At 59.4% G+C, this 17,603-nt stretch carries 14 protein-coding genes and 1 pseudogene; 12 read left to right on the top strand and 3 right to left on the bottom strand.

Annotation, left to right across the window (positions count from 1 at the left end):
• Nucleotides 1–1,419 precede the first annotated feature (1,419 nt).
• The 11 genes and pseudogenes from AACY02_RS25980 to AACY02_RS10320 all read left to right on the top strand — a co-directional run.
• Nucleotides 1,420–1,926, top strand: a pseudogene (locus AACY02_RS25980) (methyl-accepting chemotaxis protein); the annotation flags it as partial.
• 239 nt (nt 1,927–2,165) lie between these two features.
• Nucleotides 2,166–2,621 (top strand): type II 3-dehydroquinate dehydratase, encoded by a 456-nt coding sequence (gene aroQ / locus AACY02_RS10365; protein ID WP_064593231.1) that lies wholly within the window; start codon nt 2,166–2,168, stop codon nt 2,619–2,621.
• 24 nt (nt 2,622–2,645) lie between these two features.
• A complete protein-coding gene (accB, locus tag AACY02_RS10360; protein WP_096819740.1) occupies nt 2,646–3,110 on the top strand; it encodes an acetyl-CoA carboxylase biotin carboxyl carrier protein in 465 nt (154 codons plus the stop codon).
• 17 nt (nt 3,111–3,127) lie between these two features.
• Nucleotides 3,128–4,486 (top strand): acetyl-CoA carboxylase biotin carboxylase subunit, encoded by a 1,359-nt coding sequence (accC, locus tag AACY02_RS10355; protein WP_339431847.1) that lies wholly within the window; start codon nt 3,128–3,130, stop codon nt 4,484–4,486.
• 254 nt (nt 4,487–4,740) lie between these two features.
• Nucleotides 4,741–5,619 (top strand): 50S ribosomal protein L11 methyltransferase, encoded by an 879-nt coding sequence (gene prmA, locus AACY02_RS10350; RefSeq protein ID WP_339431846.1) that lies wholly within the window; start codon nt 4,741–4,743, stop codon nt 5,617–5,619.
• A 30-nt stretch (nt 5,620–5,649) separates the two neighbouring features.
• On the top strand, nt 5,650–6,900 hold the full coding sequence (locus AACY02_RS10345; protein WP_339431845.1) for a DUF3426 domain-containing protein: 1,251 nt from the start codon (nt 5,650–5,652) through the stop codon (nt 6,898–6,900).
• 185 nt (nt 6,901–7,085) lie between these two features.
• Nucleotides 7,086–8,096: a tRNA dihydrouridine synthase DusB gene (dusB, locus tag AACY02_RS10340; protein WP_339431844.1), complete on the top strand. Its 1,011-nt coding sequence runs from the start codon at nt 7,086–7,088 to the stop codon at nt 8,094–8,096.
• Nucleotides 8,093–8,413 carry a DNA-binding transcriptional regulator Fis gene (gene fis / locus AACY02_RS10335; RefSeq protein WP_002555375.1) on the top strand — a complete coding sequence of 107 codons (321 nt, stop codon included), beginning with the start codon at nt 8,093–8,095 and terminating at the stop codon, nt 8,411–8,413. Before dusB ends, fis begins: the two co-directional genes overlap by 4 nt.
• Nucleotides 8,414–8,495: 82 nt before the next feature.
• Nucleotides 8,496–10,103: a bifunctional phosphoribosylaminoimidazolecarboxamide formyltransferase/IMP cyclohydrolase gene (gene purH / locus AACY02_RS10330; protein ID WP_339431843.1), complete on the top strand. Its 1,608-nt coding sequence runs from the start codon at nt 8,496–8,498 to the stop codon at nt 10,101–10,103.
• Between the two features lie 173 nt (nt 10,104–10,276).
• Nucleotides 10,277–11,572, top strand: a complete 1,296-nt coding sequence (gene purD / locus AACY02_RS10325) for a phosphoribosylamine--glycine ligase (RefSeq protein WP_339431842.1) — start codon at nt 10,277–10,279, stop codon at nt 11,570–11,572.
• 99 nt (nt 11,573–11,671) lie between these two features.
• Entirely contained in the window at nt 11,672–14,446 is a 2,775-nt protein-coding gene (locus AACY02_RS10320; protein ID WP_339431841.1) for a hybrid sensor histidine kinase/response regulator, read from the top strand.
• Between the two features lie 22 nt (nt 14,447–14,468).
• Here AACY02_RS10320 and AACY02_RS10315 read toward each other — a convergent pair whose 3' ends face one another.
• From AACY02_RS10315 to AACY02_RS10305, 3 genes are read right to left on the bottom strand one after another with little or no spacing between them, the layout of a single operon-like run.
• Nucleotides 14,469–15,110 carry a hypothetical protein gene (locus AACY02_RS10315; protein ID WP_339431840.1) on the bottom strand — a complete coding sequence of 214 codons (642 nt, stop codon included), beginning with the start codon at nt 15,108–15,110 and terminating at the stop codon, nt 14,469–14,471.
• Nucleotides 15,107–15,844, bottom strand: a complete 738-nt coding sequence (locus AACY02_RS10310; RefSeq protein WP_339431839.1) for a hypothetical protein — start codon at nt 15,842–15,844, stop codon at nt 15,107–15,109. The genes AACY02_RS10315 and AACY02_RS10310 overlap by 4 nt, the downstream gene beginning before the upstream one ends.
• Before the next feature lie 21 nt (nt 15,845–15,865).
• Nucleotides 15,866–16,666, bottom strand: a complete 801-nt coding sequence (locus tag AACY02_RS10305; RefSeq protein ID WP_339431838.1) for a hypothetical protein — start codon at nt 16,664–16,666, stop codon at nt 15,866–15,868.
• A gap of 243 nt (nt 16,667–16,909) precedes the next feature.
• Between AACY02_RS10305 and AACY02_RS10300 the strand changes: the two genes are divergently transcribed.
• On the top strand, nt 16,910–17,506 hold the full coding sequence (locus AACY02_RS10300) for a MarC family protein (RefSeq protein WP_221732815.1): 597 nt from the start codon (nt 16,910–16,912) through the stop codon (nt 17,504–17,506).
• The last annotated feature ends 97 nt before the right edge of the window (nt 17,507–17,603 follow it).

Here is a 17,603-nt window from a genome sequence, read left to right as displayed (position 1 = left end):
AATCTCAATACTCTGCTGCTGGTCGCCGTGTGCGTGGCACTCGGCGCCACCCTGTGGTGGTCGCAAAAAGCCCTGGAACGTCCGTATTTGCTGATGGAGCGTTATCTGGGACTGTCGCAGCAATTTCAGAACGAGGTGGCGCGCAACGTCGAGGACTACCTTGCCAGTGGCGATGCACTGCGCCTGAGCAGCGCCAGCCAGGCCATCGAAGGCTTGCAAAAAGAACTCGGCGACTGGCCTAAGGCACTGGCCGACACGCTGCACCCGAGCCTGTCGAGCCTCGAAGAATTCAGCAAAACCGATCTGCTCGCTGCCGGCAAACTGGCCGGTGATCCGCAGGCACTCCTGCTACAGGCCGAACGCGAACTGAGCGCCAACCTCGAGCAACTCAGCTCTTACGCCAATGGCAACGCGGCCTACCTGACGCCGCTCCTCGTCGCGTCTCAGCACGTGGGCAAACTGTCGTTGGCGCGGGACAAACTGGTCAGCAGCGGACGCAGCGAACTAGCCGCCGACGTTGAGCGAGAAGTCAGCAACATCCGCGCCCAGGCGCAGGTGATCGACGCCCTGCCCCTGCTCGGCGTGGTCGCCAGCAATGAATCGAACAGCGATGACTTCGCCGCGATGATGGGCATCGAGAACACCGAAAAAGCCGTCGCCGAAGACGCCGGTGTCGGCCTCAAGCGTGAACTCAACAGCCTGCTCGGCCGCTACCCGGCGGAGCTGGAACGCACCCGCGAGCAGATCCAGAAACGCACGGACCTGAGCAGCGCCACACGCTTGAAAATCGCCGCCGTGCAGCAAGCCATCGCCGGACTGGAGCCGGTGGTGCGCGCCCAGCACGGACAAATCCAGGGCGAAGTGCGACTCATGCAGGGCGCGATGATCGGCTTGATTCTGTTGATTGCGCTGCTGATCGATACCCTGCAGCGACGGCTGGCCCGCACCCTGACCCACCTGGCTCCAGCCCTGTCGACCTGGGCCGAAGGCGATTTCAGCCGTGACATTCAGTTGGGCAAAACCAACCGCGAACTGCACGACATCGAAGCCTCCCTCAACCGCCTGCGTGCCTATCTGGTCGATCTGGTCGGCACCATTCGCGGCAATGCCGAGCAAGTGGCGGGCAGCAGTCGGACCCTCGCCGAACTGAGCAACGATTTGCACAGCGGCGCCGAACATCAGGCCGGTGATACGGCGCTGATCCGTGACTCTCTCGGCGAACTTGAGGCCACCATCCAGCAAGTCGCCGACGATGCTCAGCAGGCAGCAGATGCCAGTCGCCATGCAGGCCTGGCCGTCGAACACGGCCAGACCGTCATCGGCCAGAGCCTGACGGGACTGCACGCGCTGGTGGGTGAAGTGCAGGGCAACGCGCAGATGATCGAGCATCTGGCCGAAGAGTCGGCGACCATTGGCGGCGTACTGACGGTGATCCGCTCGATTGCCGACCAGACCAACCTGCTGGCGCTGAACGCAGCGATTGAAGCGGCACGCGCCGGAGAAATGGGCCGCGGTTTCGCCGTGGTGGCCGAGGAAGTGCGCTCGCTCGCGCAGCGGACGGCGGGAGCGACGGCAGAAATCCAAACACTGATCGCTGGCCTGCAAACCGCCGCCCGGCAATCGGTCGAAGGCATGCGCGCGCAGGTCGAACACGCCGAAGCCACGGCCAATCAGGCGCAAGCGGCGGATGGCGCGCTGGATAAAATCGTTGGCGCGATCCAGACCATTTCCGACACGGCAATTCGCATTGCCGATGTCACCGCCCAGCAGAGCGGCGCGGTCAGCGAGATTCGCGATCACAGCGAACGGATTCATCAACTGGGTGGGGATAACTTGCTGCGAATCGGTCAGGGACGTGAACAGGGTGAGAACCTGCTGGTGCTGGGCGGGCAACTGCATACAGCCGTTCAGGCCTTCCGCGTTTGATCGATCGCCTTTGCGGGCAATCTCCCACAATCAATCGGTGTTGTTCACAATCCTGTGTGCGAGCTTGCTCACGAAGGCGTCCAACCATCACAAATGACCGGATTTAATGACACGGTCACAAATTTCGCGCAAACATCGGCCATCGTGCTGGCTATTGCATAGAACTGGACAGTCACAAAGCCTTTGCGGCATAGTCGCCGGGTTCTGACGATTGCTCACTCATGACAAGGACTACGCGGATGGCAACCCTACTGGTGCTGCACGGCCCCAACCTGAACCTGCTCGGCACCCGTGAACCGGGCACCTATGGGTCGACGACCCTGGCGCAGATCAATCAGGACCTGGAACGCCGCGCCCGCGAAGCAGGCCATCATCTGCTGTATCTGCAAAGCAATGCCGAGTACGAATTGATCGACCGCATCCACGCCGCTCGCGGCGAAGGGGTGGACTTCATCCTGATCAATCCAGCGGCTTTTACGCACACAAGTGTCGCATTACGTGACGCGCTGCTGGGAGTGAGCATCCCATTCATCGAAGTGCATTTGTCCAACGTGCACAAACGCGAACCTTTCCGCCATCACTCTTACTTCTCCGACGTAGCGGTAGGAGTGATCTGCGGCCTTGGCGCCAGCGGTTACCGACTGGCCCTGGAGGCTGCACTAGAGCAGCTTGAACACCAAGCTATACGCCCCTGACCGACCCTTGGGAGTTGATGATTCATGGATATCCGTAAAGTTAAGAAACTGATCGAATTGCTGGAAGAGTCCGGCATCGACGAGCTCGAGATCAAGGAAGGCGAAGAGTCCGTACGTATCAGCCGCCACAGCAAGACCCCGGCTCAGCAGTACTACGCGCCAGCTCCGATGCAAGCGCCGGCCGCTGCACCTGTCGCTGCTGCTGCTCCGGTGGCTGCTGCCGCCCCGGCTGCCGCTGCTGCTCCAGCGCTGAACGGCACCGTTGCCCGCTCGCCGATGGTCGGCACTTTCTACCGCAAGTCTTCGCCAACCTCGCCGTCCTTCGTCGAAGTCGGCCAGACCGTGAAGAAAGGCGACACCCTGTGCATCGTTGAAGCCATGAAGATGATGAACCACATCGAAGCTGAAACCAGCGGTGTGATCGAGTCCATCCTCGTCGAAGACGGCCAGCCGGTTGAGTACGACCAACCGCTGTTCACCATCGTTTGAACTGCGGAGAGCCTTTGATGACTGCGAAGTTGGAAAAAGTTCTGATCGCGAACCGCGGTGAGATCGCCCTGCGGATTCTGCGTGCCTGCAAAGAGATGGGCATCAAGACCGTCGCCGTTTACTCCAAGGCCGATAAAGAGCTGATGCACCTGGGTCTGGCAGACGAATCCGTCTGCATCGGCCCGGCGTCTGCCGCCCAGTCTTATCTGCACATCCCGGCCATTATCGCTGCCGCTGAAGTGACTGGCGCTACCGCCATTCACCCAGGCTACGGTTTCCTCGCGGAAAACGCCGATTTTGCCGAGCAGGTCGAGAACTCCGGCTTCGCTTTCATCGGCCCGAAAGCCGACACCATTCGCCTGATGGGCGACAAGGTATCGGCCAAGCACGCGATGATCGAAGCAGGCGTGCCAACCGTTCCAGGTTCCGACGGCCCGTTGCCGGAAGACGAAGAAACGGCGCTGCGCATTGGTCGTGAAGTCGGTTACCCGGTGATCATCAAAGCCGCTGGCGGCGGCGGTGGTCGCGGCATGCGCGTAGTGCACAAGGAAGAAGACCTGATCGCCTCGGCAAAACTGACCCGCTCCGAAGCAGGCGCGGCGTTCGGCAACCCGATGGTCTATCTGGAAAAATTCCTGACCAATCCGCGTCACGTCGAAGTACAGGTGCTGTCCGACGGCCAAGGCCAGGCCATCCATCTGGGCGACCGCGATTGCTCGCTGCAACGTCGTCACCAGAAGGTTCTCGAAGAAGCGCCGGCACCGGGCATCGACGAGCAGGCTCGCCAGGAAGTTCTGGCTCGCTGCGTCAAGGCGTGCATCGACATCGGTTACCGTGGCGCGGGCACTTTCGAGTTCCTGTACGAAAACGGTCGTTTCTACTTCATCGAAATGAACACCCGTGTTCAGGTGGAGCACCCGGTTTCGGAAATGGTCACCGGTATCGACATCGTCAAGGAGATGCTCAGCATCGCCGCTGGCAACAAGCTGTCGTTCACGCAGGATGACGTGGTGATCCGCGGTCACTCGCTGGAATGCCGGATCAACGCTGAAGACCCGAAAACCTTCATGCCGAGCCCGGGCACGGTCAAGCATTTCCACGCCCCAGGCGGCAACGGCGTTCGCGTCGATTCGCACCTGTACAGCGGTTATGCGGTTCCGCCGAACTACGACTCGCTGATCGGCAAACTGATCACTTACGGCGCCACCCGCGACGAAGCCATGGCTCGCATGCGCAATGCCCTGGACGAAATCGTGGTTGACGGGATCAAGACCAACATCCCGCTGCACCGTGATCTGGTGCGTGATGAAGGCTTCTGCAAAGGGGGGGTGAACATTCACTACCTCGAGCACAAGCTGGCAGGCGAGAAGCACTAAGCTTCAGCCCGCACCTGACAGAGCCGCCTTCGGGCGGCTTTGTTGTTTCTACAGTTTTCAAATACCCCTTGCGGGAGCGGGCTTGCTCACGAATGCGGTGTATCAGATACATTTATTTGTCTGGCACACCGCTTTCGCGAGCAAGCCCCACACAGGGTGCAATGCCGCTCCCACAAAACCTGCGCGCTCGCGTAAACTTGCGCGCTTCTCGCTGGCCGCTAGGCTGCAATCATATTTTTTCAAAGGTGCCCGCCATGCCTTGGCTGCAAGTACGTCTGGCCATCAGCCCGGAACAAGCCGAAACCTACGAAGACGCGTTCCTTGAAGTCGGCGCCGTATCGGTGACCTTCATGGACGCCGAAGATCAGCCGATCTTCGAGCCGGAACTCAACACCACCCCGCTGTGGGCGCACACACATCTGCTGGCCCTGTTCGAGGGCGGCACCGAACCCGCACCGGTACTGGCCCACCTGGAACTGCTGACCGGCAGCCCGCTGCCGGAGCATCACAGCGAAGTCATCGAAGACCAGGACTGGGAACGCAGCTGGATGGACGGTTTCCAGCCAATGCGCTTCGGTCAGCGCCTGTGGATCGTGCCGAGCTGGCACGCCGCGCCCGAGCCTGACGCGGTCAATCTGCTGCTGGACCCGGGCCTGGCCTTCGGCACCGGCACCCACCCGACCACCGCGCTGTGCCTGGAATGGCTCGACGGTCAGGACCTGAAAGACTGCAATGTGCTGGATTTCGGCTGCGGCTCGGGGATTCTGGCCATCGCCGCCCTGCTGCTCGGTGCGAAAGAAGCCGTCGGTACCGACATTGACGTGCAGGCACTGGAAGCTTCGCGTGACAACGCCGGACGCAACAACATCGCCGAAGAGCTGTTCCCGCTGTACCTGCCGGAAGATCTGCCGCAGGTCAAAGCTGACGTGCTGGTCGCCAATATCCTCGCCGGGCCGCTGGTTTCGCTGGCCCCGCAACTGTCCAGCCTGGTCAAGTCCGGCGGGCGCCTGGCGCTGTCGGGCATTCTTGCCGAACAAGGTGAAGAAGTCGCTGCCGCGTATGCTCAGGACTTCGACCTCGACCCGATCGCCAATCGCGATGGCTGGGTGCGCATCACCGGACGTCGGCGCTAGAATGGCCGCCTGCATAATCCGGATCGCCGCATGACCGACAGCTTCGTCACCCAGTGTCCGCATTGCCAAACCAGTTTCCGTGTCAGCCATGCTCAATTGAGCGTGGCCCGCGGGGTGGTTCGCTGCGGCGCCTGCCTGCAAGTATTCAATGCCGCCAAACAGCTGCTTGAGCAACACGCCGGCAAGGACGCGGTGATGCCGGTCGCACCGCCGATTGAAGCGCCGCCCGCCGAAGAGCTACCGGCTATCGAGCCACCAGCCATCGTCGAACCGCCCGCGCCGCGCGCCATCAGCCAAAAGCAGTGGAGCGCCTCGGAGCTGGATCTCGACAGCCTGGATCTGGATGAAGAGCTCGCCCGCCTCGAACAACGGGAAATTCAGCCAGCCAGCGAACTCGGTCGCCCGCGCGAAGACGCCCTGAGCGCCCGTCGCGACAGTCACGAGCCGGAAGAGTCGACATGGCCCGACAGCCTGTTCAGCGCACCCGCTGACGAGCGAACGCCGGGACCCGAAGCAGAAAAGGATATCGTCGACATCGAGCCAGTCAAATCGGCGCGGACCGAGCCATCGCTGTCGCTGGAACCGGTGGAGCTGGATGACGAACCCGCGATCCCGCAACTGCGCCTGCACGACCCAATCGATCCGAATGCCCGCCGCGAACGCCGGTCCGCCAGTCACGAAGCCGATGACGACGATCTGCCGTTGATCGAACCGCAACGCAAAAAACGCGAGCGCAGCGAAGTCCTGCAAGACCTGACCGACGACCCGCTGCAACTGGACTGGCAGAAACGCCGCTCACCGTGGGGCCGCCGCCTGCTATGGATGCTGTTGGTGCTACTGGCAGCCGGCGCCCTCGCCGGCCAATACATCGCCTATCATTTCGATGAGCTGGCGCGCCAGGATCAATACCGCCCGTGGTTCCAGCAACTCTGCCCGCAGATCGGTTGCACGGTGCCGTCCAAGGTCGATATCGCCCGAATCAAGAGCAGCAATCTGGTCGTGCGCAGTCATCCCGAGTTCAGCGGCGCACTGGTCGTCGACGCGATCATCTATAACCGCGCGACGTTCTCCCAGCCGTTCCCGCTACTGGAACTGCGTTTTGCCGACCTCAACGGTCATCTGATCGCCAGTCGTCGCTTCAAACCGGGGGAATACCTCAGCGGCGACCTGGAAGGTCTGGCGGAAATGCCGCCACAAACACCGATCCACATCGCGCTGGACATTCTCGACCCAGGCCCGAAAGCGGTGAATTACAGCCTGAGTTTTCACTCGCCCGAGTGAACCGCTTCATCGTTTCCTGATTGACGGCAGTTTTCTGACTGCGCCGTGCCCAACCAAACCGCTGGCGATAACAGATTAACTGTTCAGATTTTGTTCAATTCAGCCTTTATCCAGTCATCGAGAGCGGGTATCATGCCAACCCTTTTTCGAACTCTCATGATCCGGCCCCACTTCAGGGAAGTCCTATGTCGGCGGTACGCATCGGCCCATACACATTGCAGAACGGCTTGATTCTCGCCCCGATGGCGGGGGTCACCGATCAGCCCTTTCGTCAGCTCTGCAAGCGTCTGGGCGCAGGGCTTGTGGTCTCGGAAATGGTCACCAGTGACATGAGCCTGTGGAATACCCGCAAGTCGCGCATGCGCATGATCCACGAAGGCGATCCCGAGCCACGCTCGGTGCAGATTGCCGGTGGCGACGCGCAAATGCTGGCAGAGGCGGCACGGGCCAACGTCGAATTGGGCGCACAGATTATTGACATCAACATGGGTTGCCCGGCAAAGAAGGTCTGCAACAAGGCCGCCGGCTCCGCGTTATTGAAAGATGAAGCATTGGTGACCGAGATCCTGCAGGCCGTCGTGGCCGCGGTTGATGTGCCGGTCACCCTGAAGATCCGCACCGGATGGGATCGCGACAACAAGAACGGCCTGACCGTGGCGAAGATCGCCGAGCAGGCCGGGATCACCGCGCTGGCAGTGCATGGCCGCACTCGCGCCGATCTGTACACCGGCGTTGCCGAGTACGACACGATTGCCGCGATCAAGCAGGCCGTGTCGATCCCGGTATTTGCCAATGGCGATATCGATTCACCGGAAAAGGCCCGTTACGTGCTTGACGCGACCGGTGCCGATGGCCTGTTGGTAGGCCGTGCCGCTCAAGGGCGGCCATGGATTTTTCGCGAGATCGATCACTTCCTGCGTACCGGCGAGAAATTGCCGGCGCCGAAGCTGGTCGAAGTGGAACGCATTCTGCTTGAGCATCTGGCCGCACTTCACGCTTTCTATGGAGACGTGATGGGCGTACGCATTGCTCGAAAGCATGTGGGCTGGTATCTCGCAACCTTGCCGGGCGCCAGGGAGTTTCGCGCCCACTTCAATCGTTTGGATGGTACGGAAACACAATGCGCCAACGTTCGGGAGTTCTTCGCCGAGCGTTACAAGAGCCTGACAGGGGACGAAGAAGGGGTGGCCGCATGACGATGATGACCGAGACTTTAGTGAGTGGAACAACACCCGTGAGCGACAACGTGAATTTGAAACAGCACCTCAACACCCCGAGCGAAGAAGGTCAGACCCTTCGCGGGAGTGTCGAGAAGGCGCTGCACAATTATTTCGCCCACCTTGAGGGCGCGTCCGTCACGGACGTGTATAACCTGGTGCTCTCCGAAGTCGAGGCTCCCCTGCTCGAAAGCGTGATGAACTACGTCAAGGGCAACCAGACCAAGGCCAGTGAGCTGCTGGGACTTAACCGCGGCACACTGCGCAAGAAACTCAAGCAGTACGATCTGCTGTAAGCATTCAATCAAACCAGAAAGGCGCCCGCGTAAAACCGGTCGCCTTTTTTGCTGACTTCCTTTGCTTTTGATGGAAATTGAGATGACCGACCAGACTACCCGCCTGCCGATCCGCCGCGCCTTGATCAGCGTTTCCGACAAGACCGGGATCCTCGAATTCGCCAAGGAGCTAGAAGCGCTGGGCGTCGAGATCCTCTCCACCGGCGGGACGTTCAAGCTGCTGCAGGACAACGGCGTTGCCGCAGTGGAAGTCGCGGATTACACCGGTTTCGCAGAGATGATGGACGGTCGGGTGAAAACCCTGCACCCGAAAATCCACGGCGGCATTCTCGGCCGTCGCGGCATCGACGACGCGATCATGAACGAGCACGGCATCAAGCCGATCGATCTGGTTGCCGTTAACCTGTACCCGTTCGAAGCCACCATCAACAAGCCTGGCTGCGACCTGCCGACCGCCATCGAGAACATCGACATCGGCGGTCCGACCATGGTCCGTTCGGCCGCGAAAAACCACAAAGACGTAGCGATCGTGGTGAACGCCAGCGATTACGCCAATGTCCTCGAAAGCCTCAAAGCCGGTGGCCTGACCTACGCTCAGCGTTTCGACCTGATGCTCAAGGCCTTCGAACACACCGCCGCCTATGACGGCATGATCGCCAACTACATGGGCACCGTGAACCAGGCTGCCGAGACACTGAGCACTGAAGGTCGCAGCGAATTCCCGCGCACCTTCAACAGCCAGTTCATCAAGGCTCAGGAAATGCGTTACGGCGAGAACCCGCACCAGAGCGCGGCGTTTTATGTTGAAGCCAAACCGGCCGAAGTCGGTATCGCCACCGCGACCCAACTGCAGGGCAAAGAGCTGTCGTACAACAACGTGGCCGACACCGACGCTGCGCTGGAATGCGTGAAGAGCTTCGTCAAGCCAGCCTGCGTGATCGTCAAGCACGCCAACCCGTGCGGCGTGGCTGTGAGCCCGGACGCCGAAGGCGGCATTCGTCAAGCTTACGAACTGGCCTACGCCACCGACACCGAATCGGCGTTCGGCGGCATCATCGCCTTCAACCGCGAACTGGATGCTGAAACCGCCAAAGCCATCGTCGAGCGTCAGTTCGTCGAAGTGATCATTGCCCCGTCGGTGAGCGAACAAGCCCGCGCCATTGTGGCGGCCAAAGCCAACGTGCGCCTGCTGGCCTGCGGCGAGTGGTCGGCTGACCGCGCTGCCGCGTGGGACTACAAGCGCGTCAACGGCGGCCTGCTGGTACAAAGCCGTGACATCGGCATGATCGGCAGCGAAGACCTGAAAGTCGTGACCAAGCGCGCTCCGACCGAGCAAGAGATCAACGACCTGATCTTCGCCTGGAAAGTCGCCAAGTACGTTAAATCCAACGCCATCGTCTACGCGAAAAACCGTCAGACCATCGGTGTCGGCGCCGGCCAGATGAGCCGCGTGAACTCGGCACGTATCGCCGCGATCAAGGCGGAGCACGCTGGCCTGCAAGTGGCGGGCTCGGTCATGGCATCGGACGCGTTCTTCCCGTTCCGCGACGGTCTGGACAACGCGGCCAAGGTCGGTATCACTGCGGTGATCCAGCCGGGTGGTTCGATGCGTGATGCTGAAGTGATTGCAGCGGCCGATGAAGCCGGCATCGCCATGGTGTTCACCGGCATGCGCCACTTCCGTCACTGATTCAACGCGATCCAAATGTGGGAGCGGGCTTGCTCGCGAATGCAATCTGTCAGCGACAACGGTTTCGACTGACACTGCGCTTTCGCGAGCAAGTCGAATCGTCGCACCGCCGCTCCCACAAAAAAGCAGCTTCATTGCTGCCTCCAGAATGAGCGTCATCCGAGGTTTTAGAAATGAATGTTTTGATCATTGGCAGCGGTGGCCGTGAACACGCCCTGGCCTGGAAAGTGGCTCAGGATCCGCGCGTACAGAAGGTTTTTGTCGCGCCGGGCAACGCCGGTACGGCGATCGAAGCCAAGTGCGAGAACGTCGCCATCGACGTGCTGGCCCTTGAGCAGCTTGCCGACTTCGCCGAGAAAAACGTTTCCCTGACCATCGTCGGCCCGGAAGTGCCGCTGGTGGCTGGCGTGGTTGATCTGTTCCGCTCCCGTGGCCTGGACTGCTTCGGTCCGACCGCCGGCGCTGCACAGCTGGAAGGCTCCAAAGCCTTCACCAAGGATTTCCTGGCGCGCCACAAGATCCCGACGGCCGACTACCAGAACTTCACCGAGATCGAGCCAGCCCTGGCTTATCTGCGTGAAAAAGGCGCGCCGATCGTGATCAAGGCCGACGGCCTGGCCGCCGGTAAAGGCGTGATCGTTGCCATGACACTGGCTGAAGCGGAAGACGCCGTGCGCGACATGCTCGCCGGCAATACCTTCGGTGACGCCGGTTCGCGCGTGGTCATCGAAGAGTTCCTCGACGGTGAGGAAGCGTCGTTCATCGTCATGGTCGACGGCAAGAATGTACTGCCCATGGCCACCAGCCAGGACCACAAACGCGTCGGCGACGGCGACAGCGGCCCGAACACTGGCGGCATGGGGGCTTACTCCCCTGCCCCGGTGGTCACCGCCGACGTGCATCAGCGCGTGATGGATCTGGTGATCTGGCCGACCGTGCGCGGCATGGCCGAAGAAGGCAACGTCTACACCGGTTTCCTCTACGCGGGTCTGATGATCGACAAGGCGGGCAACCCGAAAGTCATCGAGTTCAACTGCCGTTTCGGTGATCCGGAAACCCAACCGGTGATGCTGCGTCTGCAGTCGAGCCTGGTACTGCTGGTCGAAGCGGCTCTGGCACAAGCGCTGGACAAAGTTGAAGCGCAATGGGACCCACGTCCAAGCGTCGGCATTGTACTGGCCGCCGGCGGTTACCCGGGCGACTACGCCAAGGGTGCAGCGATCAACGGTCTGGACGCAGCCGCAGGCCTGGAAGGCAAAGTCTTCCATGCCGGTACTGCGCTGAAGGATGGCAATGTGGTGACGGCCGGTGGTCGCGTACTCTGCGCCACTGCCATGGGCGCCAGTGTCGGCGAAGCTCAGCAGCAAGCCTACAAGCTGGCGGCGGCCATCGACTGGGAAGGCTGCTTCTACCGTAAGGACATTGGCTACCGCGCCATTGCCCGTGAACGTGGCGAAACCCAGGAATAAGCTGTGCATCAAGTCCGGCCTGGGATACCGTTCCTCGCCGGGCTGTTCCGCCGCCGCGCATCGTTATATTCTGGCATCAACCTACGAAGGGATTTCGCCGTGCGCTGGCTCAGGATTGCCATAAGCTTCACCGTCACGCTGCTGACCTTGCTCTGCATGCTCCCGGCCCTGGCCGCACAAGGCAGTGGCTGGTCGGTATTGCTTGATGATCAGGGCAATCTGCAACTGAGCGACATCCGCTCAGCCCGCTACACCAATCAATTCAGCCCCATCGACCTTGACCGCCTCACGGCAGCCGAGCCCGATGGCGCGTTGTGGCTGCGATTCAGACTGGCGCCCGGCAAGCACGAACAAGTGCTGCGCATCTTCGCCCCTGACCTTTCACACCTCAATCTGTACGTGCTGGACGGCGACAAGCTGATCGAGCAACGCAACACCGGCAACGACCAGCCCCAGTCCGAGCGGCCGCTGCCGAGCAGTGACTTCCTGTTGCCGCTGCCCCAGAGCGACAAGCCCCTCGACGTTTATCTGCGGATGGTTTCCGACCATCAGTTGCGTCCGTACATCACCTTGCAATCAGCCGTGATGAGCGCGGCCAACCACAACCAGACGCTGCTCTACGGCCTGCTGTTCGGCTGCCTCGGCATGCTGATCCTGCACAATCTCATCCGCTACGCCTACACCCGCTCTCGCAGCAGTCTGTGGCTTGCGGTCTGCGAAGTTCTGCTCAGTCTGAGCCTGTTGCTGTTGCTTAACCTCGCAGGCCCCTGGCTGCCGAACTGGCACGCGATCCAGACCCCGGGGGCTTATCTGGCCCTGCTGCTGACCGCCCCGGCGGGTTTGATGTTCGCCTACCGATTCTTCGCTCCGCTCGGCCCGCACCCGCTGAATAAACTGTTGCTGGGCGACATTCTGTTCATCGTGATCTGCAGCCTGCTGCTGTTGTTCGTCAACACCCTGCCGCTGAACATCATCACCTACGCCTTGGTAGCCCTCGCCGGCCTGAGCATGCTGCTGGTCGGCTCCTACCATTGGCAGAAGGGTTATCGTCCGGCACGCCTGTTCGTCGCAGCAATGGTTGTGTTCAACATCGGCACACTGATTATCCTGCCAGCGCTGCTGGGGCTGACCCTGGTCGCTCCGCAAGGCCTGATCATGACCCTGATGGCGTTCATCTGCATCAGCGGCCTGCTGATGAGCATCGCTTTGGGCGAGCGCCAGCGCAGCATCACCGAAAGTCGTTTCAGCATCAGCCGCGACCTGGCCGCCAGCAATGCCGAGATCAACGCCAAGGCCGAATTCCTCGCCAAGATCAGCCACGAGATCCGCACGCCGATGAATGGCGTGCTGGGCATGACCGAACTGCTGCTCGGCACGCCGTTATCGGTCAAGCAACGCGACTACGTGCAGACCATCCACAGTGCCGGTAACGAACTGCTGACGTTGATCAACGAGATCCTCGACATCTCCAAGCTCGAGTCCGGACAGATCGAACTCGATGACGTGCAATTCGATCTCAACGCCCTGATCGACGATTGCCTGAGCATCTATCGGGCCAAGGCCGAGCAACAGAACGTCGAACTGATCAGCTTCATTCAGCCGCAAGTGCCACGGGTCATCAGCGGTGACCCGACCCGTCTGCGTCAAACGTTGCTGAGCCTGCTGGAAAACGCCCTGAAGAAAACCGATGAAGGTGAAGTGCTGATCGTCGTCGCTCTCGACGAGCGCAGCGCCAAGCCACGCCTGCGTATTGCCGTACAAGACAGCGGCGCGCCAATGGAGCAGGAAGAGCGCGATGCACTGATGCACGCCGAACTGCACAGCAAGCACTTCCTTTCGGCCAATCGTCTGGGCGGTAATCTCGGGCTGGTGATCGCACGCCAACTGATCCGTTTGATGCAAGGCGAATTCGGTATCAAGAGCGGCGCCAATCAGGGCAGCACCTTGTGGCTGACCCTGCCACTGGACCCCGACCGTCTCGAACACCCCACCTCCGATCTCGACAGTCCGCTGCAAGGTGCACGGGTACTGGTCGTCGACGATAACGACACCTGCCGCAAAGTACTGGTGCAGCAATGCAGCGCCTGGGGCTTGAACGTCAGCGCCGTGCCATCGGGCAAGGAGGCGCTGGCGCTGCTGCGTACCAAGGCGCACCTGCGCGATTACTTCGATGTGGTGCTACTTGATCAGAACATGCCAGGCATGACCGGCATGCAACTGGCGGCCAAGATCAAGGAAGACCCGAGCCTGAACCACGACATCCTGCTGATCATGCTCACCGGCATCAGCAATGCGCCGAGCAAGATCATTGCGCGCAACTCGGGGATCAAACGCATTCTGGCCAAACCGGTGGCGGGCTACACCCTCAAGACAACCCTGGCGGACGAACTCAACCAGCGCAACAAAGGCCAGGTGGTGTTCCAGCCGCAAGTGGTCACCCCCGCCACGGCGGCAAAAGTGCCGAGCGACTTCCGCATCCTCGTCGCCGAAGACAACACGATTTCGACCAAAGTGATTCGCGGCATGCTCGGCAAGCTCAACCTGCAACCGGACACCGCCAGCAACGGCGAAGAAGCCTTGCAAGCGATGAAAGCCCAGCGATACGACCTGGTATTGATGGATTGCGAAATGCCGATTCTCGACGGTTTCTCCGCGACGCAGCAATTGCGCGCCTGGGAAGTCAGCAACCAACGCATCCGCACGCCAATCGTCGCGCTGACGGCGCACATCCTTGCAGAGCACAAGGAACGCGCGCGCCAGGCCGGGATGGACGGGCACATGTCCAAGCCTGTCGAACTGTCGCAGTTGCGTGAATTGGTCGAACATTGGGTCGCACAGCGTGACCAGCAAAACCGGACGGCATCGACCTTCTGAGTGGCCTTGTACATCGATTCGATCAAATCTGGAGACTGCTCAGGTATTTAAGCGAGCCGGTTATCACCGACTTTTTGACCTTTTCCCGAAACTGGGCGTAGTGAAGTGTGTTGAAGGTGATGGCTGCAAATTGCTCAACGCTTTCGCAGACCAGTGATTCATCCTCGGAGTACAGGAATCCGGGCACCTGGCGCTCAATCTTGAACTGTCGAGAATAAATGCCCATCTCCACCTTGTTCGGCCCGCTCATGATGCAGGGGATCAATTGAAAGATACCGACACTGCCGTGCAGGCTGGTGGACTCGAACACATCTCGCGCCGATGCGTTTCGCTCCATCGCCACCAGCGCACGACGCATGGGCTCGGAAAACGCCTCGCCCATGAGGGTTGAGATCCGCTGCGCGCCCTGGCCGGCCATCAGATTGTTCTGCAAGGGCGGCAAGGTTTGTGGCTTCGGCACATCCCAACCGACAAACTTGAGTACGTTGCGGTAGTACTCGAACCAGTCCCCCGATAACCCATCTTCAAACGCCGCGCGCGTAGCCCTTTGTGCATAAGCGGTGCTCATGCAGATGTCATCTCGGTGTGACGCGGGCAGGCCACCGGCAAATGACACAACGCTACCACCCACCACCGCTGCTTGCGGTGTCATCTGATCCGTCATGATTCAATCTCCGTTGGCAGGGTCAACGTCGCAACATTGCCCGCGACCTTGCCGCTGACTTTCAAGGCAATCGCATCACGCGCAGGGCCGTAAAGGGTTTCGGAAAGATTTGCCCGAGCGTGATGCACGTAAACCAAACCTTGCAGATCACAAGTGGGGTATGGCTGCTGGAATGGATTGGGGCCTAATACTCGTCGAGTTTTGAACTCGACATACGCACTGGTGATCGAGGTGGGAGATTTCGCGCATATCACCAGCAAACGTACATCCGCCAGCGGCGCTGGCTCTGCGCTCGACTCGGGCTCAACTGATGCCTGCATGCAACGGCGCAGCAGTTGGAGCGCGGGATCGTCGCCCGGCAACTTTGCAATTCGCGCTAGAACCGTGGCGATTGTATGGGTTTCACCCAAAGCACCGTTAGTCAACATGGCAGTAAACACGTCGGGCGCGAGTTCTTCGGCGTCAAGACTGAACTCCCATGTCTGTTTCGTCTTTTTCTGGCGCAACCAGAAGTCATCGAGAACACCTACATAAGCGTCATACCAGTTTATCCCGGTGGATTTTTCGACCTTTTTATTAGCCACCAATTGCGCCAGCAAGGTCGAGTTGAGCAGATCGTCGTAAGCCGCCACACCATCAGCCTCAGGCACAAGCACAATGGAATTACCAACAACCACCGTTAAATATTCGTCGACCATATCATCCCCTTGAATATAAAAACGGGCAGTCGACATTCGACTGCCCTGCGTTACTTATTAAATCTCGAACTCTTCGATTTTAGTAAGCGCATTCAGACCCAATGCATTGCGGATATACTCGCGCGTTGCGTTGGCGACATCATTATTCTTTTCAAATACTGTTTCGCCGCGGTACATTTTTACGTTGCGAATATCCACATCGACAAACAACACTTTGTCCGATGTGTTCCTGCGCAGAAAACGAACGGCACCGACAGCCATTTTGGGTACGCCGTTTACTTCGGTACAGGCACCGGTGGAGATACCACCTACGCCGTTATTCAGAAGGTTTCGTTCATACAGCGTTAACGCCGTCTCACGTTTGCTGAGGGCCGCAACGGCATCAGTTGCCACTTTCAGCATCAATGCGCTGGTCGGACCGGGCACTGCGACACCCGCGAGCACAGAGCCCAGAATCTCCAACACCAGTTTGTCCATGCGGACACTGGTGCCGCCGACTTCAAGATCACTGTAGTAGATACTGGTAGGCGTCCAGCCCGTGGAGGTCATGGCCTTACGGAAATGAAGATACCAATCCTGGCCTTGATCTTCCTGAGGATACTTTTTGTTCGCCGCCAGGCTGGCGAAAAGAAAGGCATTTTGCGCATCGGTTCGATTTACCTCACTGAGGTTACCCGTAAAGGACAAGATACCTTCACCCACGATAGAGCCTTTACCCGGCACTTCAACAGCATCCCCTGCGGTAATACCCGAGGTAAAACTGCGACTATGAATAGCAGGCACTTGATCGACCTCATACTGCTGAATATCTTTTAAGCAGCTAGCAATAAACCCTTGTTGCATTACTTGGTTACTCATAACGAATTCCTTATCATCATTTAAACAAGCCCTCATGAACTTGTGAAAACAACAATAACCAACCCACCAAGAACGCACAAACTTAAACATGTAACACCAATTACCAAAACAAAAAAACAGCAACTAACAAGCAAACAAACAAACAAACAAACAACTATGCATAACACTCTAAAAGACAATACCCACAAGTCCTTGAACGACTGATAGACTTCTCCCTACACTCTACTGCTGCGAGCCAAGACCATGCTCCACGTGTTATTCAGCGTTTACCTGAAAATGCTGGTTCTCTACAGCCCGTTCTTCGTGCTGTCCTGTTTCATCAGCCTGACCCGTGGCTATTCGCGCAAGGAGCAACGCCGCCTGGCCTGGAAAGTGGCCGTCGCCACGCTGGTCTCCAGCGTTCTGCTGTACTTGTTCGGACGGGTGATTTTCGATGTGTTCGGCATTACTGTGGATGCGTTCCGCATCGGCGCCGGCAGCGTGCTGTTCATTTCGGCACTGGGCATGGCACAGGGCAAACCCGCAGTGCAGGCCGACAATGTGCAGCAGGATGTGACTATCGTCCCCCTGACCATTCCATTGACTGTCGGCCCCGGCACCATCGGTGCCTTGTTGGTGATGGGCGTCAGCCAGCCGCACTGGGACGATAAACTCACGGCGATCATGAGTATTGCGCTGGCCAGTTTTACCGTTGGCGTGGTGCTTTATCTGTCCAACCGTATCGAACGGATTCTCGGCGATCAGGGTTTGCAGATCGTCAGTCGCTTGATGGGATTGTTTGTTTGCGCACTGGCAGCGCAGATTATCTTTACCGGCGTTAAAGGGTATCTGGTGCACTGAGCAGGGTTATCGACAACGTCTACCCAGCGAACGCCGAGCCCGCCAGTGGGCCCATTCCTGCCCGGCATCAAAATTAAAAAGGTCGCGAACTGTTTGT

Source organism: Pseudomonas sp. EA_65y_Pfl2_P78, from assembly GCF_963970495.1.
In the GTDB taxonomy this organism is placed as follows: domain Bacteria; phylum Pseudomonadota; class Gammaproteobacteria; order Pseudomonadales; family Pseudomonadaceae; genus Aquipseudomonas; species Aquipseudomonas baetica_A.
Note: the sequence above shows the minus strand (reverse complement) of the source record. Positions and strands in the feature narration are given on the sequence as shown.

Bases quoted from the DNA above. Each gene is read 5' to 3' on its own strand.
- aroQ (WP_064593231.1), top strand. From the start codon at position 2,166: ATGGCAACCCTACTGGTGCTGCACGGCCCCAACCTGAACCTGCTCGGC.
- accB (WP_096819740.1), top strand. From the start codon at position 2,646: ATGGATATCCGTAAAGTTAAGAAACTGATCGAATTGCTGGAAGAGTCC.
- accC (WP_339431847.1), top strand. From the start codon at position 3,128: ATGACTGCGAAGTTGGAAAAAGTTCTGATCGCGAACCGCGGTGAGATC.
- prmA (WP_339431846.1), top strand. From the start codon at position 4,741: ATGCCTTGGCTGCAAGTACGTCTGGCCATCAGCCCGGAACAAGCCGAA.
- AACY02_RS10345 (WP_339431845.1), top strand. From the start codon at position 5,650: ATGACCGACAGCTTCGTCACCCAGTGTCCGCATTGCCAAACCAGTTTC.
- dusB (WP_339431844.1), top strand. From the start codon at position 7,086: ATGTCGGCGGTACGCATCGGCCCATACACATTGCAGAACGGCTTGATT.
- fis (WP_002555375.1), top strand. From the start codon at position 8,093: ATGACGATGATGACCGAGACTTTAGTGAGTGGAACAACACCCGTGAGC.
- purH (WP_339431843.1), top strand. From the start codon at position 8,496: ATGACCGACCAGACTACCCGCCTGCCGATCCGCCGCGCCTTGATCAGC.
- purD (WP_339431842.1), top strand. From the start codon at position 10,277: ATGAATGTTTTGATCATTGGCAGCGGTGGCCGTGAACACGCCCTGGCC.
- AACY02_RS10315 (WP_339431840.1), bottom strand. From the start codon at position 15,110: ATGACGGATCAGATGACACCGCAAGCAGCGGTGGTGGGTGGTAGCGTT.
- AACY02_RS10310 (WP_339431839.1), bottom strand. From the start codon at position 15,844: ATGTCGACTGCCCGTTTTTATATTCAAGGGGATGATATGGTCGACGAA.
- AACY02_RS10305 (WP_339431838.1), bottom strand. From the start codon at position 16,666: ATGAGTAACCAAGTAATGCAACAAGGGTTTATTGCTAGCTGCTTAAAA.
- AACY02_RS10300 (WP_221732815.1), top strand. From the start codon at position 16,910: ATGCTCCACGTGTTATTCAGCGTTTACCTGAAAATGCTGGTTCTCTAC.